Origin of the sequence: Amycolatopsis sp. NPDC051128 (assembly GCF_040682715.1) — a bacterium.
In the GTDB taxonomy this organism is placed as follows: domain Bacteria; phylum Actinomycetota; class Actinomycetes; order Mycobacteriales; family Pseudonocardiaceae; genus Amycolatopsis.
The window spans coordinates 53,345-67,766 of sequence record NZ_JBFBBN010000027.1; the positions used below are offsets into that span (position 1 = coordinate 53,345).

Consider the following 14,422-nt stretch of genomic DNA (forward strand, 5'->3'; position numbering starts at 1 on the left):
GCCGTTTCGGCCGCCCCGACTCTCGGATGGGGCTGCCGTGGGCCTCCGTCAAGCCACCACCCGGTAGTCGCGCAGGTCCAGCCGCCGGGTCCGGCGGTCGTACTCGGTGACCAGGCCCGGCCAGTTGGTCGTCACCCGGCCGTCGGCCTGCCGGTACCAGCTCGTGCACGCACTCCACACGCTCCGGCCCAGCCGCTTCTGCACTTCGGCGTCGTAGCGCTCCTCGACCTCCGGCCGCACGTCCACATAGGACACACCGGGACGCGCGAGCTGTTCCACCGCCTGCCGGATGTAGCGTGCCTGGCGCTCGATCATGTAGATGATGGACCCCGCGCCGAGGTTCGTGTTGGGCCCGTAGACGCAGAACATGTTGGGGAACCCGGGCACGGTGATGCCCAGGTACGCCCGCGCGCCGCCGGACCACGCGTCGTGCAGCGACCGGCCGCCGAGGCCGAGCACCTTCAGCCCGCCGAGGAAGTCCGTCGCGGCGAACCCGGTGCCGTACACCAGGACGTCCGCCCGGAGCTCGGTCCCGTCCTCGACCCGCACGCCGGTTTCGGTGATCGCGCTGATCCGCCGCGTCTCGACGTCGACGTTCGGCCGCGCCAGCGCGGGCAGGTAGTCGTTGGAGAAGAGGATCCGCTTGCAGCCGAGCGGGTAGGCCGGCTCGAGCTTCGCGCGCAGCTCCGGATCCTTGACGTGGCGGCGGCGCAGCTGGGCGGTCCGCAGCTCGAACATCTTCGCCAGCGCGGGGTGCCGCGTGATCGCGTACGTCGCGTACTCGGCGAGCAGGAAGATCCGCAGCCGGCCGAGCAGCTGCGTGGCCGGCAGGTGCTCGAACAGCCAGTGCTGCCACCGCCGGTAGCTCGGATCGGCCTTCGCCAGGACGTACGGCGGCGTGCGCTGGAAGACCGTGACGTGCTTCGCGTGCTTCCGCAGCTCGGGCACGAACTGGATGGCGCTGGCCCCGGTCCCGACGACGGCGACCCGTTTCCCGGTCAGCTCGACGCCGTGGTCCCAGCGCGCCGAGTGGAAGGCGTCCCCGGCGAAGCTGTCCCGCCCCGGGATGCCGGGCAGCGCGGGCCGCGAAAGCTGTCCGACAGCGGGAACGAAAACGTCGGCCTCGTAGGTCTCGCCGCTCCGCGTCTCGACGCGCCAGACGCCCCGCTCCTCGTCGAAGGCGGCCCCGGTGACCTCGGTCCGGTACCGGATGTGCGGCTCGAGACCGTACTTCGCGATGACGCGCCGCAGGTAGGCCAGGATGTCCGGCTGGTGCGAGAACCGCTTCGGCCAGCGCGGATTCGGTTCGAAGGAGAAGGAGTAGAGCGGCGACGGGATGTCACACGCGGCACCGGGGTAGGTGTTGTCCCGCCAGACGCCGCCGGGCTCGGCCGCGCTTTCCAGGAGCGTGAAGTCGGTGAACCCGGCGCGCTTCAGCTCGATCGCCGTCCCGATGCCGCCGAAGCCGGTCCCCACGATCAGCACCGACGGCCCCTTCGCCGTACCAGTCATGGTTCACGAAGCTACCCACCCGGCCCCTGTGACAACAGGGCACGAACGGTCACCCGATCGAGAATCCCGGCCAACGGCTCACGTCACCGGCAACAGCCGGACCTCCTGGGTTTCCGCGTCCGGCCGTGCCCAGCTCATCAGCCGCCCGGCGGCGCTTTCCAACGCCGCCAGATCCCGCTTCGGCAGCTTCTCGAACGGCGACAGCTCCACCACCGCCGCCTTCCGCGAAGTCTTGATCTCCCAGAACCCCCGTACGGTCCCGTCCACCAGCACCGTGCCCTTGACCAGGCCGTTCTGCGTGATCACCCGCTTGCGGTACTCGTCGGAGATGATCCTCGTCCGGTCCGCGTACGACAGGATCATCTGGTCGAACGGCCCCAGCAGCCGGGGCGGCGCCGGGACGTCCTCGTCCGGCAGGGTCAGCTCCGGCAGGTCCAGCAGCTCGCGGCCGTCCGGGCCACGGTACCGCCGCAGGTCCATCTCCGAGGCCACCTCGCCCAGCCGCGTGATGCCCGCCCACGCCTGGACGTCGGCCACCGACGCCGGGCCGAACGCGCGCAGGTACCGCGCGATCAACGCCGACGGCGACGGCGGGGAAAGCGGTGCGCCGGCCCACTCGTCCAGGCAGGCGTACGTCGTCTGCCCGGCCTTGCCCCAGATGGCCCGCGGGGGCACCTGCACCAGCGGCAGCTTGCCGCGGGCCAGCTGCGTCAGGGACGCCGTGGCGACGTCCGGCCAGCGCCGCGCCAGTTCGGTGCCCAGCGCCGTGGTCGACAGCGGACCGCGCGAAAGCAGCTCTCGCGCCGCCCCGGCGACGACGTCGTGGTCCAGCCCGGCGATTTCCCGGGCGTGCTGCGCGTTCTGCTTCAGGTCGCGGTCGTAGATGACCTGCACCACCGGCCGCCAGGCCAGGGCGTCCGCCGCCGTCACGAGGTGCACGGTGCCGCGCATCAGCGCGATCCGCACCACCTGCCTGCTCTCCAGCAGCCCCGCCAGCTCCTCCGGCCGGAAGCCGTGCAGCCGGGCCCACAACGCGTAGTACGGCGGGAACGGCGCCTGTGCCTGAAGCCCGGCCAGGTGCTCCACCGCGTCGTAGGCGGACATCTTCGCGGGGCGTAGCAACAGCTGGCGCTCCAGCGTCGCGCGGTTCAACGCCCGTCGGCTCAAGGTCTCCACGCCGTCACCTTAACGATCACCCAGGACAGTTCCGGTCCTCGATTGCACGACATCGGCCCGTGATCCATACTTCCGGCCATGGCCGAGCTCGCCGCGCCCGCCGTCGGGGACTGGGACTTCCCCCGCGGCACCGGGAGCATCGAGCTGATGACCCGGTTCGCCGCCGACCGCGGGCTGGCCGCGGACCGGCTGCTCGCCGCGACGACGCTCTCGCCGGACCTCCTCGCCGACCCGGCGGTCCAGGTCGACGCGCGCCAGGAGCTGGCCGTCGTCCGCGCACTGGCCGGGCTGGACGGTTCGGACGCGGCGGCGCTGGACCTCGGGCGCCGCTACCGCGTCACCACCTTCGGCATCTTCGGCTTCGCCTGCATCAGCAGCCCGACGCTGCGCGACGCGATGCTGTTCGCCCTGCGCTATTTCGACCTGAGCTTCGCGTTCTGCATCCCGCACGTCGTGGTCGGCGACGACCGGCTGACGCTGGAGCTCGACGACAGCCGCGTGCCTGCCGACGTCGCCCGGTTCCTCGTGCTCCGCGACCTGGCCGCGATCTTCACGGTCATGCGCGACCTGCTGCCGGAGATCGCGCTGGACGACCTGAGCTTCCGGCACGAGTCGTCCACACCGGACCCCTACCTGGCCACGTTCGGCGTGCTGCCGCGGTTCGGTGCCGGCGCGTGCCGCGCGACGCTCGACCCGGCGCTGCTCACGCGGCCGCTGCCGCAGGCCAACGACCAGACCGTCGCGCTCTGCGCCGCGCAGTGCGAAGCGCTCGTCGCGCGCAAACGGCAGCGCTCGGGCATCTCCCAGCAGGTCCGGGAACGCCTCGTCCGGCTCGGCGGCGTCGACGCGGGGATGGACGAGATCGCCCGCCGGCTGACGCTCAGCACGCGCACGCTGCGGCGCCGCCTGACCGAGGCCGGCACCAGCTACCGCGCGCTGGTCGACGAGGTTCGCCAGGCGCTCGCCGAGGAGCTGCTCGACCTCGGTGTGCTGTCGGTCGAGGACGTCGCCTGCCGGCTCGGGTACGCGGAGGCGTCGAGTTTCATCTACGCGTTCAAGCGCTGGACGGGGATGACGCCGGCGGCGTTCGCCCGTCGCTTCCGTGCCGCCCGGCAAGCACCGCCGGGTAGGTGACTTTCAGCAGGTTGAGGATCGAATCGGTGAGGAAGGTGCGCAGCGCCGCACGGTCCAGCGTGCCGCGGATGAGCCATTCCCGTGACGCCGCCCGCAGCATCCCGCCGTACGACCGGATCATCGCGCGCAGCTCTTCGCGGCCCTCGGTCACGCCGGTCATCAGCGCGGCCTCCAGGACCCGGTCGGCGGCGGTCTCGTCGGCCTCCAGCATGATCCGCTCGATCTCCGGGTCGCGGCCGGCGGCCTCCGGGCCGATCACGGTGAGCCAGGCGTCGCGGTTGCGGTCCACGACTTCGATCCACCGCTCGACGCCGATCGCCAGCCGTTGTTCCATCGTGGTGTCCGGCAGCGCTTCGGTGACCGGGGCCGGCACGATCATCAGCTGCCGCACCACCTCCAGGTACAGCTCGCGTTTCCCGCCGAAGTAGTGGTTGATCAGCGGGCGCGCCACCCCCGCCGCTTCGGCGATGTCCGAAGTGGACACCGAGGCGTAGCTCTCCGTGCCGAACAGGTGCCGGGCGGCGGCGAGGATCTCCGCCCGCCGCTCGGCCGGTTCGAGCCGGCGGCGCCGGGGCCGGGTGCCACTGGTCATCCGCCCAGCCTCGCCGGGGACCGGCACCCTGTCAACAAGTAGTTGACCCAGTGTCAAAAGTGTGCCGATGGCGGATGGTCGATGTTTCGCGGCAACCTTTGTCGTTACGCAACCGGAACAACCCGTCGGTAACTTCCCGGGACCCGGATGCGACGAGAGACGGCAAGGGGCCGTCGACCGGGGTAGGAGCAGATGAGCGAAGAAGGCGTGCCGATCCGGCCGGCCGGCCGCTGGGTGAGCGTCCGCCTGCAGCATCGCCACATCAGCTTCGACGACGGCTTCGAAGCGGACGAATCACTGCCGGACGGCGACTGCGCGGACGAAGCGTCCCTGTCCTACTCCGGCATCGTGATCATCGGCTACGACCAGGGGTCGAAGGTCTCCGAACGCTGGATCCCGCTCGGCGTCGATCCGTCCGAAGCGGACGACGAACGGCTGATCGAGCAACTGCGAGAGGCGCTCCTGTGGCAGGCGGGGCGCCCGCCGCAGACCGCGGAGGACTGACCACTCACGACCCCGTGCGCAACCCCTCGAAGGCCACTTTGCACACCGCGTCCGCCACCTCGGTCGCCGACGATCCCCGCCGCGGCTTGTACCACTCGATCAGGGAGTTGACCATGCCGAAGACGAGCCGTGCCGTGACCGCCGGATCGACGTCCGGGCGGACGTCGCCCTCCGCTTCGGCCTGCTTCACCAGATCGGTGACCAGCCGGTCGAACTCGCGCCGCCGGGCCAGCGCCGCGCGCTCCACCTTCGTGTTGCCGCGCACGCGCAACAGCAGCGTCACGAACGGCAGCCGCTCGGTGAGCACCAGCACGCTGCCGCGCACCAGGTGCTCCAGCCGGTCGATCGCGCGCCCGTCGAGCCGGGCGGTCTCCTCGGCGACGGCGAACAGCCCGTCGAGGGCCCGGTCCACCGACAGCCGCAGCAGTTCCTCCTTGCTGGGCACGTGGTGGTAGATCGCCGACTTCGTGATGCCGAGCTTCCGGGAGAGGTCCTCCATGCTCGTGCCGTCGTAGCCGCGCTCGTTGAACAGCTTCACCGCCACCTGCAGCAGTGATTCGAGGTCGTAGCCGGGACGTCCGCGCCGCGGCGCCGTCACGGCTTTTCCCGCTCGTCGACGATCCGCCGCATCTTGCCCATCGACCGCTCGAGGGTCTCCGGTTCGACGACCTCGACCGACACCGTCACCCCGACGCCGTCCTTGACGTCCGAGACCAGCGACGCCGCCGCGCGCGCTCGCTCGGGAGCCGCCGCGTCGTGGCGCGCTTCGACCCGCACGGTCAGGTGGTCGAGCCGGCCGCGTGTGGACCGGACGAGCTGGAAGTGCGGGCTCAGCCCGGCCGTGCGCAGCACGATCTCCTCGATCTGCGTCGGGAAGACGTTGACCCCGCGCAGGATGATCAGGTCGTCGGTGCGCCCGGTGACCTTGGCCATCCGCCGGAACGCCGGGCGCGCGGTCCCCGGCGAAAGCGCGGTGAGGTCGCGGGTCCGGTAGCGGATGATCGGCAGCGCCTGCTTGGTCAGCGACGTGAACACCAGCTCGCCGGTTTCGCCGCCGCCCAGCACGGCTTCGCTGTACGGGTCGATCACCTCGGGGTAGAAGTGGTCCTCCCAGATGTGCAGGCCGTCCTTCGTCTCGACGCACTCCTGCGCGACCCCCGGGCCCATCACCTCGGACAGCCCGTAGATGTCGACGGCGTCGAGCGCGAACCGCTCCTCGATCTCGGCGCGCATCCGCTCGGTCCACGGCTCGGCGCCGAAGATGCCGACCTTCAGGGAACTTTCCCGCGGGTCGACGCCCTGCCGCTCGAACTCGTCGAGCAGCGTCAGCATGTACGACGGCGTGACCATGATGACCTCGGGCTGGAAGTCGGTGATCAGCTGCACCTGCCGCGCCGTCATGCCGCCCGACGCCGGGATCACCGTGCAGCCCAGCTTTTCCGCGCCGTAGTGCGCGCCGAGCCCGCCGGTGAACAGGCCGTAGCCGTAGGCGACGTGCACCTTGTGCCCCGGCCGCCCGCCCGCGGCGTGGATCGAGCGGGCCATCACCGTCGCCCAGGTGTCGATGTCCTGCTCGGTGTAGCCGACGACGGTGGCCTTGCCGGTGGTGCCGCTGGAGGCGTGGATGCGCCGCACCTGGTCCTGCGGCACGGCGAACATGCCGAACGGGTAGTTGTCGCGCAGGTCCTGTTTCGTGGTGAACGGGAACTTCGCCAGGTCGGCCAGCTCCCGGCAGTCGTCCGGGTGGACGCCGGCCTCGTCGAACTTCTTCCGGTACGCCGGAACGTTCGCGTAGGCGTGCCCGAGCGTCCACCGCAGCCGCTCCAGCTGGAGGGCGGCGAGTTCGTCCGCGCCGATGTTCGCCTCGATCATGTGTCGCCTCGCTCAGCGGAGAGGGCGCGGCTGCGGCCGCGGAATTCGGCGATGACTTCCATGGCCTCCGGGCGATCGGGGGTCTCCCGGTGCACGGTGACGTCGTAGATGCCGTTGCGGCCGTAGCGGGTGCGCTCGGTGGCCGTGGCGACGAGCCGGTCGCCGAGCCGGCCGGCCGCGACGAAGGAGATTTCCGCACCCGCGGCGACCGTGACCGGGCCGCGGGTGTTGCAGGCGCAGGCGAACGCGGTGTCGGCCAGGAGGAAGACGTACCCGCCGTGCGCGATGTCGTGCCCGTTCACCATGGCGCGGGTGATCGTCATCCGCGCCACGGCCCGCCCGTCGCTCGCTTCGGCGAGTTCGATGCCCAGCGCGCGCGAAGCCTCGTCCGCGGCGAACATGGTGTGCGCGGCGTTGGTCATGCACCCTCCGTCCTCACTGACCGAATGGACGGTCACCTCGCGGTGTCGCTCAGTAAAGGCAGTGGTCGGCGCCGGTGTCAAGCGTCCGGCCCTTCCGATCTTCGGGTCCGGCGGCTACCATGCGATTAACTGAACGTCCGGTAGGTAATTCGGCGAGAGGGACCTGATGGCACTGCTGCGCAGCTACGTCTCCGGGAGCTGGCACACGGCGGCGGACGGGGGCGTCCCGCTGCACGACGCGACCACCGGCGAGGAGGTCGCCCGGATCTCGTCGGCGGGCGTCGACTTCGCGGCCGCGCTGGAGTACGGCCGCACTGTCGGCGGCCCGGCGCTGCGCGAACTGACGTTCCACCAGCGTGCGGCGCTGCTCAAGGCGCTGGCCTCGCACCTGCGCGAGCACCGCGACGAGCTGTACGCGCTCTCGGCAAAGACCGGCGCCACGCTCGGCGACTCCAAGTTCGACATCGACGGCGGCATCGGCGTCCTGTTCAGCTACGCCTCGAAGGGCAAGCGCGAGCTGCCGAACGACACCGTCTACGTCGAGGGCGACGTCGAGCCCCTTTCGCGCGGGGGGACGTTCGTGGCGCAGCACATCGCGACCCCGCTGCGGGGGGTCGCCGTCCAGATCAACGCGTTCAACTTCCCGGTGTGGGGTCCGCTGGAGAAGTTCGCGCCCGCGTTCCTCGCCGGGGTGCCGAGCCTGGTCAAGCCGGCGAGCCAGACGGCCTACCTGACCGCGCGGCTGGCCGAGCTGATCATCGAGTCCGGCATCCTGCCCGAGGGCTCGCTGCAGTTCGTCGCGGGCAGTGTCGGCGACCTGCTCGACCACGTCACCGCGCAGGACCTCGTGTCGTTCACCGGATCGGCGTCCACGGCGCAGAAGCTGCGGGCGCACCCGGCGATCATCCGCAACGCCGTCCGGTTCAACGCCGAAGCCGACTCGCTGAACTGCTCGATCCTGGGCCCGGACGCGGTCAAGGGCACCACGGAGTTCGACCTGTTCGTCAAGCAGCTGGTCACCGAGATGACGGTCAAGGCGGGCCAGAAGTGCACCGCGATCCGACGCGCGTTCGTGCCCGCTTCGCTGCTCGACGACGTCGCCGAGGCCGCGTCCGCGAGGCTGGCGAAGGTGACGGTCGGCAACCCGGCCGCCGAGGGCGTCCGGATGGGCGCGCTGGCCAGCCTGGAGCAGCGCGAAGAGGTCCGGCGGTCGCTGAAGGCGCTGCTGGACGCCGGGAGCGTCGTGTTCGGCGACCCGGAGCACGTCGAGGTGGTGGACGCCGACGCCGAACGCGGCGCGTTCCTCTCGCCGGTGCTGCTCAAGGCCGACCCGGAGCGGTCGGAGCCGCACGAGGTCGAGGCGTTCGGCCCGGTCTCGACGCTCATGCCGTACACGTCCACCGAGCAGGTCGTCGACTTCGCGGCGCGGGGCGGCGGCAGCCTGGCCGGGTCGGTCGTGTCAGCGGACCAGGAGTTCGTCCGCGAGGTCGTCCTCGGCGCGGCGCCGTTCCACGGCCGCCTGCTGGTGCTGGACGCCGACGACGCGAAGGAGTCGACCGGGCACGGGTCGCCGATGCCGCAGCTGGTCCACGGCGGGCCGGGCCGCGCGGGTGGCGGCGAGGAGATGGGCGGCGTCCGCGGGGTGCTGCACCACATGCAGCGCACCGCCGTGCAGGGCTCGCCGGCCGTGCTCAGCGCGGTCACCGGCCGCTGGGTGACCGGGGCCCCGCGCACCGAAGGCGACGTCCACCCGTTCCGGAAGTCCCTGGCGGAGCTGCGCATCGGAGACTCGGTCGTCGCCGGGCCGCGCACGGTCACGCAGTCCGACGTCGACCACTTCGCCGAGTTCACCGGCGACACGTTCTACGCCCACACCGACCCCGCGGCGGCGGCCGCGAACCCGCTGTTCGGCGGGATCGTCGCGCACGGCTACCTCGTCGTGTCGTTCGCGGCGGGGCTGTTCGTCTCGCCCGAGCCGGGCCCGGTGCTGGCCAACTACGGCCTGGAGAACCTGCGGTTCCTCACCCCGGTCAAGGTCGGCGACTCGCTGACCGTGACCCTGACCGCCAAGCAGATCACCCCGCGGATCGACCAGGAGTACGGCGAGGTCCGCTGGGACGCCGACGTCACCAACGGCGACGGCGAGTCCGTGGCCAAGTACGACGTCCTGACCCTGGTTTCGAAGGAGCAGCCGTGACCGCTGTGGCTTCGCTCGAGGAACACTTCGAGCACACGATCGAGCGCGACCAGCGGATCGAGCCGCGGGACTGGATGCCCGACGGCTACCGCAAGACGATGATCCGGCAGATCGCGCAGCACGCGCACTCCGAGATCATCGGGATGCAGCCGGAGGGCAACTGGATCACGCGGGCGCCGTCGTTGCGGCGCAAGGCGATCCTGCTGGCCAAGGTGCAGGACGAGGCCGGCCACGGGCTCTACCTGTACTCCGCGGCGGCGACGCTGGGCGCGGACCGGGCGGATTTGACCGACAAGCTGATCACCGGCCGCCAGAAGTACTCGTCGATCTTCAACTACCCGACGCTGACGTTCGCCGACGTCGGCGTGATCGGCTGGCTCGTCGACGGCGCGGCGATCTGCAACCAGGTGCCGCTGTGCCGGTCCTCCTACGGGCCCTACGCGCGGGCGATGATCCGGATCTGCAAGGAGGAGTCCTTCCACCAGCGGCAGGGCTACGAGCTGCTGATGACGATGATGAAGGGCACCGACCAGCAGCGGGAAATGGTCCAGGAGGCCGTGAACCGCTGGTGGTGGCCGTCGCTGATGATGTTCGGCCCGCCGGACGCCGATTCGCCGAACACCGCGCAGTCGATGGCGTGGAAGGTCAAGCGCCACACCAACGACGAGCTGCGGCAGCGCTTCGTCGACATGTCGGTGCCGCAGGCTGACGCGCTGGGTGTCACGTTCCCCGATCCCGACCTCGCGTGGAACGCCGAGCGCGGGCACTACGACTTCGGCGCCGTCGACTGGGACGAGTTCAAGAACGTGCTGAAGGGTAACGGCCCGTGCAACGCGCAGCGGATCGCCCACCGGCGCCGCGCGCACGACGAAGGTGCCTGGGTGCGGGAAGCCGCCGTGGCGCACGCCGAAAAGAAGGAGCGCAAGTGAGCGACCTGACCGCCGAAGGTGGCCACGGCGCCGTCCCGCTGGAAGGCGTCCCCGCCGCCCCGGGGCCGATCAAGCACGACTGGCCGTTGTACGAGGTGTTCGTCCGCGGCAAGCGGGGGCTGAACCACGTGCACGTCGGGTCGCTGCACGCGGCCGACGACCAGATGGCGCTGCACCACGCCCGCGACCTCTACACCCGCCGCAACGAAGGCGTGTCGATCTGGGTGGTGCGCGCGTCCGCCATCACGGCGTCGTCGCCGGACGAGAAGGACCCGTTCTTCGCGCCCAGCGGGGACAAGGTCTACCGGCACCCGACGTTCTACGACATCCCCGAGGAGGTGCCGCACATATGAGTTTCGACAACGTCTACGAGTCGCTGACCGAGGAGAACGACGCCCGCTGGGCGTTCGGCACCGGCTTCGAGGACCCGCTGTCCGGAGTGGACACTTCGGTGCCGTCCGGTGTGGACGGCGCGCGGCTGGCGGCCTACTGCCTGATGCTCGGCGACGACGCGCTGATCTTCTCGCACCGGCTGCAGGAGTGGTGCACCAACGCGCCCGAGCTGGAGGACGAGGTCGCGATCGCGAACATCGCCCTCGACCTGCTCGGGCAGGCGCGGCTGCTGCTGGCCCGGGCCGGCAAGGCGGACGGTTCTTCACGCACGGAGGACTCCTACGCGTTCCAGCGCGAGGAGAACGAGTTCCGCAACGTCCGGCTCGTGGAGCTGGGCGGCGGGCACTTCGGGCACCTGATCGCGCGGCTGTTCGTGTTCTCGACGTGGCGGCTGGCGTTGCTGCAGCGGCTGGTTTCGTCGGTGGACCCCGTGCTGGCGGCCATCGCGGACAAGGGCGTCAAAGAGGTGACCTACCACCGCGACTACGCGGCGCAGTGGCTGGTCCGCCTCGGCGACGGCACGCCGCTGTCGCACTCGCGCATGCAGGAAGGCCTCGACGCGGTTTGGCCGTACGTCGGGGAACTGTTCCGGACGCACCCGGTGGAACTGGTGGACGCGGCTTCGCTGCGGCCGGAGTTCGACGCGGTGCTGGACCAGGCGCTCGCGGCCGCGACGTTGGTGCGGCCTTCGTCAGGTGAGCTCGCCGGGGTCTCGGGACGGACGGGCCGCGACGGCGTCCACACCGAGCGGATGGGGTACGTGCTGGCGGAGCTGCAGAGCGTCGCCCGGGCGATGCCGGACGCGAAGTGGTGACCGCCGCCGCCGTGGCCGCCACGGTCACCGACCCGGAGCTGCCCATGCTGACCCTGGCGGACCTGGGGGTGCTGCGGTCGGTGTCCGAATCCGGCGGCCGGGTGGTCGTCGCGATCACGCCGACGTACACCGGCTGCCCGGCGATGGACACCATGCGCGACGACTTGGAGCACGCGCTGCTTTCGGCCGGCTACGCCGACGTCGAGATCCGGACCCAGCTGTCGCCGGCGTGGTCGTCGGACTGGATTTCGGCTTCGGGGCGGCAGAAGCTGGCTTCGGCGGGGATCGCCCCGCCGGGCGCGGCGCCGCGGCGGTCGGGCCCGATCCCGCTGACGCTGTCGGCACCGGTGTCGGCAGTTCGTTGCCCTTTGTGTGGGTCGGCGGACACCGAGGAGCAGTCCCGCTTCGGCGCGACGGCGTGCAAGGCGCTGCGGCGCTGCCGTTCGTGCTTGGAGCCGTTCGAGCACGTCAAGGAGATCTAGGGTGACGCTTTCCCGAGGGTTCCACGACCTGAAGGTCGCGGGCATCGAGCGGTTGTGCGATGACGCCGTCGCGGTGACCTTCGACGTGCCTCCCGCGCTGGCTTCGGAGTACGCGTTCAAACCGGGCCAGTCCTTGACGCTGCGGCGATCGATCGACGGCCGCGACGAGCGCCGCTCGTACTCGATCTGCGCGCCGGCGGGCACGGCACCGCGGGTGGGCGTCCGCCTGGTGCCGGGCGGCTTGTTCTCGTCGTGGCTGCTGAACGACGTCCGCCCGGGCGACACGATCGAGGTGTCGCCGCCGTCCGGCTCGTTCACCCCGGACCTGTCGACGGGCGGCCACCACGTGCTGATCGCGGCGGGTTCGGGCATCACGCCGGTGTTGTCGATCGTGTCGTCCCTGCTCAGGTTTTCGACCGCGACGGTGACGGTGTTGTACGGGAACCGGCGCACGGACACGGTGATGTTCGCGGACGAGCTGGCGGACCTGAAGGACCGCGCGCCCTCGCGGCTGGAGTTGATCCACGTGCTGTCACGCGAGCCCCGCGAGGCGGAGCTGTTCACGGGCCGCCTGGACGTGCCGAAGCTGCGTTCCTTGTTCTCCTCCCTGGTTCCGGTGTCCTCCGTGGACCATTGGTGGCTGTGCGGCCCGTTCGAGATGGTTTCCGGCGCCCGGGATCTGCTGGCATCCCTGGACGTGCCGGCGTCGCGGGTGCACCAGGAGCTGTTCTACGTGGACACGCCCCCGGCCCCGGTGGAGCATCTCGATCCGGCGGTGGCGGGTGAGTCGTCGGAGGTGACCCTGGTCCTGGACGGTCGGTCGACACCGATGACATTGCCGCGGTCGACGTCGGTGCTGGACGGAGCCCAGAAGTTCCGCCCGGACCTGCCGTTCGCCTGCAAGGGCGGGGTGTGCGGAACCTGCCGCGCCCGGGTGACGGAGGGCAAGGTGGACATGAGGCGGAATTTCGCCCTGGAGGAGGCGGAGGTGGCGGCGGGTTTCGTGCTGACATGCCAGTCATACCCGGTCTCGGAGACAATCACGGTCGATTACGACGCCTGAGGTCGGGGTTGTCCACAGGGACGCCGGCTTGTGGACAGCCAGTCTCGTCAACGGCTTTCCGGCGGCTTTGGTCAGTGGGCGCCGATAGACTGGACGTGGGGACGCCCCCCTGGGAGCGGTGGGGGATGTTTTGGGTCGGGAGTCTGGCCCTGGTCGCTCGCAGCTGGGTCAGAGGATGCGTCGCCGTCTGCGGCGGGGCCGGGACTCGGTGGCGGAGCGGTCGTTGTCCCCGTCCGCCGGCGCGGTCTCCTCGTCAGGCTCGGTGCTCGTGATCTTCCCGTCGCGAGAGCTCGGCTCCGCCAGGCCCAGCATCTCCGCCGCCAGCTGCTGCGAACTCGCGAACATCCCGGTCGGCGCCTCGCGTGCCCGGCGCAGGGCGGCCGGGCGGAGGCGGTTGTAGCCGCGGACCGTCACCGGGCGTCGGGGGCGGAGCTCGTACGCCTCCTCCTCCGACAGGTCCGCCGCCAGTTCTCGGTCGACGAGGATCGTGCCCGGGCGCGCCACCGACGTCAGGCGGGCCGCCAGGTTGACCACCGATCCGTACACGTCGCCGAAGCGCGAGAGGATGCGGCCCGAAGCCATGCCCGCGCGGACCGCCGGCAAGCTCTCGTCCGCCGAAGTGCGTTCGGTCAGTGCCAGGGCGATCTCCGCCGCGTCGATCGGCGAGTCCGCGACGAAGAGGACCTCGTCGCCGATCATCTTCACCACCCGGCCGTGGTGCTCGGCGATCACCTCCGCCGTCAGCAGCTCGAACGCGTCGAGCACCCGGCTGAGCTCTTCCTCGTCGATTTGGCGCGTCAGCCGCGTGTAGCCCACCATGTCGACGAAGCCGACCACCTCGGTGCGGGTTTCGAGGTGCTCGTCCGACGCGGCCAGCGCCCGCCCCGCGTACGCGGCCAGGTGCCGCCGCCAGACGAAGTTCTGCACCCGCTCCAGCTCCGGCAGCAACCCGTCGACGAGCCGGGCGATCTGCCGCTCGTTGCGGCCCAGCTCCGGCTGCTCGGTGATCAGCGCCCACAGCATCTCGACCTGCCACTCGGCCAGCCGCGACAGGTGCTGGCCGAGCGCCCGCGTCACCGACACCTCGATGCTCGGGTCGACCAGCCCCGACCGCACCAGCTGGTCCGCCGTCCGCATGGCATCGACGTCCGCGTCGGTGAAGACGACCTCGTCGTCACGCACCGTCGCGAAACCCAGGGCGCGCCAGAGCCGGCGCGACCGGTCTTCGGGCACGCCGGCCTTGTCCGCCACCTCGAGCCGGGTGTACTTCCGCCTGCCGCCGAGCAGGACGCGTTCGAGCCGCTGCTGAAGTTCCTCGCTCGAATCGACCAC

15 protein-coding genes are annotated in these 14,422 nt (G+C 70.9%); 8 read left to right on the forward strand and 7 right to left on the reverse strand.

What is annotated here, in order from left to right; genetic code table 11:
* Positions 1–48 precede the first annotated feature (48 nt).
* The gene (locus AB0M82_RS25670) at positions 49–1,512 is read right to left on the reverse strand and encodes an NAD(P)/FAD-dependent oxidoreductase (RefSeq protein WP_364726617.1); all 1,464 of its coding nucleotides are present in this window, start codon (positions 1,510–1,512) and stop codon (positions 49–51) included.
* A gap of 78 nt (positions 1,513–1,590) precedes the next feature.
* Positions 1,591–2,688 (reverse strand): winged helix DNA-binding domain-containing protein, encoded by a 1,098-nt coding sequence (locus AB0M82_RS25675; RefSeq protein WP_364726620.1) that lies wholly within the window; start codon positions 2,686–2,688, stop codon positions 1,591–1,593.
* Positions 2,689–2,766: 78 nt separating this feature from the next.
* Between AB0M82_RS25675 and AB0M82_RS25680 the strand changes: the two genes are divergently transcribed.
* Entirely contained in the window at positions 2,767–3,822 is a 1,056-nt protein-coding gene (locus AB0M82_RS25680) for an AraC family transcriptional regulator (protein WP_364726623.1), read from the forward strand.
* Here the strand turns inward: AB0M82_RS25680 and AB0M82_RS25685 are convergent.
* Positions 3,743–4,414, reverse strand: a complete 672-nt coding sequence (locus tag AB0M82_RS25685) for a helix-turn-helix domain-containing protein (protein WP_364726626.1) — start codon at positions 4,412–4,414, stop codon at positions 3,743–3,745. The genes AB0M82_RS25680 and AB0M82_RS25685 overlap by 80 nt on opposite strands.
* A 192-nt stretch (positions 4,415–4,606) precedes the next feature.
* Between AB0M82_RS25685 and AB0M82_RS25690 the strand changes: the two genes are divergently transcribed.
* A complete protein-coding gene (locus AB0M82_RS25690) occupies positions 4,607–4,918 on the forward strand; it encodes a hypothetical protein (RefSeq protein WP_364726629.1) in 312 nt (103 codons plus the stop codon).
* Between the two features lie 4 nt (positions 4,919–4,922).
* Here the strand turns inward: AB0M82_RS25690 and AB0M82_RS25695 are convergent, their stop codons facing one another.
* The 3 genes from AB0M82_RS25695 to paaI are packed head-to-tail and all read right to left on the reverse strand — an operon-like array spanning position 4,923 to position 7,212.
* Positions 4,923–5,516, reverse strand: coding sequence for a TetR/AcrR family transcriptional regulator (locus tag AB0M82_RS25695; RefSeq protein WP_364726632.1), 594 nt, complete (start codon positions 5,514–5,516; stop codon positions 4,923–4,925).
* Complete coding sequence (gene paaK, locus AB0M82_RS25700; protein WP_364726635.1) at positions 5,513–6,790, reverse strand: phenylacetate--CoA ligase PaaK; 1,278 nt, start codon at positions 6,788–6,790, stop codon at positions 5,513–5,515. Before paaK ends, AB0M82_RS25695 begins: the two co-directional genes overlap by 4 nt.
* Entirely contained in the window at positions 6,787–7,212 is a 426-nt protein-coding gene (gene paaI / locus AB0M82_RS25705; RefSeq protein WP_364726638.1) for a hydroxyphenylacetyl-CoA thioesterase PaaI, read from the reverse strand. Before paaI ends, paaK begins: the two co-directional genes overlap by 4 nt.
* A gap of 166 nt (positions 7,213–7,378) precedes the next feature.
* Here paaI and paaZ point away from each other — a divergent pair, with 166 nt between their 5' ends.
* From paaZ to paaE, 6 genes are all read left to right on the forward strand, one after another.
* A complete protein-coding gene (paaZ, locus tag AB0M82_RS25710) occupies positions 7,379–9,409 on the forward strand; it encodes a phenylacetic acid degradation bifunctional protein PaaZ (RefSeq protein WP_364726640.1) in 2,031 nt (676 codons plus the stop codon).
* Entirely contained in the window at positions 9,406–10,338 is a 933-nt protein-coding gene (gene paaA, locus AB0M82_RS25715) for a 1,2-phenylacetyl-CoA epoxidase subunit PaaA (RefSeq protein ID WP_364726643.1), read from the forward strand. Before paaZ ends, paaA begins: the two co-directional genes overlap by 4 nt.
* Positions 10,339–10,406: 68 nt before the next feature.
* Positions 10,407–10,691 carry a 1,2-phenylacetyl-CoA epoxidase subunit PaaB gene (gene paaB / locus AB0M82_RS25720; RefSeq protein WP_364726812.1) on the forward strand — a complete coding sequence of 95 codons (285 nt, stop codon included), beginning with the start codon at positions 10,407–10,409 and terminating at the stop codon, positions 10,689–10,691.
* Entirely contained in the window at positions 10,688–11,545 is an 858-nt protein-coding gene (gene paaC, locus AB0M82_RS25725; protein ID WP_364726645.1) for a 1,2-phenylacetyl-CoA epoxidase subunit PaaC, read from the forward strand. Before paaB ends, paaC begins: the two co-directional genes overlap by 4 nt.
* Positions 11,539–12,027: a 1,2-phenylacetyl-CoA epoxidase subunit PaaD gene (gene paaD, locus AB0M82_RS25730; protein WP_364726648.1), complete on the forward strand. Its 489-nt coding sequence runs from the start codon at positions 11,539–11,541 to the stop codon at positions 12,025–12,027. The genes paaC and paaD overlap by 7 nt, the downstream gene beginning before the upstream one ends.
* A gap of 1 nt (position 12,028) precedes the next feature.
* A complete protein-coding gene (paaE, locus tag AB0M82_RS25735; RefSeq protein WP_364726650.1) occupies positions 12,029–13,090 on the forward strand; it encodes a 1,2-phenylacetyl-CoA epoxidase subunit PaaE in 1,062 nt (353 codons plus the stop codon).
* A gap of 168 nt (positions 13,091–13,258) precedes the next feature.
* Here paaE and AB0M82_RS25740 read toward each other — a convergent pair whose 3' ends face one another.
* Entirely contained in the window at positions 13,259–14,422 is a 1,164-nt protein-coding gene (locus AB0M82_RS25740) for an adenylate/guanylate cyclase domain-containing protein (protein WP_364726652.1), read from the reverse strand.

Coding starts and splice junctions, on each gene's coding strand:
- paaC (WP_364726645.1), top strand. CDS start 10,688: ATGAGTTTCGACAACGTCTACGAGTCGCTGACCGAGGAGAACGACGCC.
- paaI (WP_364726638.1), bottom strand. CDS start 7,212: ATGACCAACGCCGCGCACACCATGTTCGCCGCGGACGAGGCTTCGCGC.
- AB0M82_RS25685 (WP_364726626.1), bottom strand. CDS start 4,414: ATGACCAGTGGCACCCGGCCCCGGCGCCGCCGGCTCGAACCGGCCGAG.
- paaK (WP_364726635.1), bottom strand. CDS start 6,790: ATGATCGAGGCGAACATCGGCGCGGACGAACTCGCCGCCCTCCAGCTG.
- AB0M82_RS25670 (WP_364726617.1), bottom strand. CDS start 1,512: ATGACTGGTACGGCGAAGGGGCCGTCGGTGCTGATCGTGGGGACCGGC.
- AB0M82_RS25690 (WP_364726629.1), top strand. CDS start 4,607: ATGAGCGAAGAAGGCGTGCCGATCCGGCCGGCCGGCCGCTGGGTGAGC.
- AB0M82_RS25680 (WP_364726623.1), top strand. CDS start 2,767: ATGGCCGAGCTCGCCGCGCCCGCCGTCGGGGACTGGGACTTCCCCCGC.
- paaZ (WP_364726640.1), top strand. CDS start 7,379: ATGGCACTGCTGCGCAGCTACGTCTCCGGGAGCTGGCACACGGCGGCG.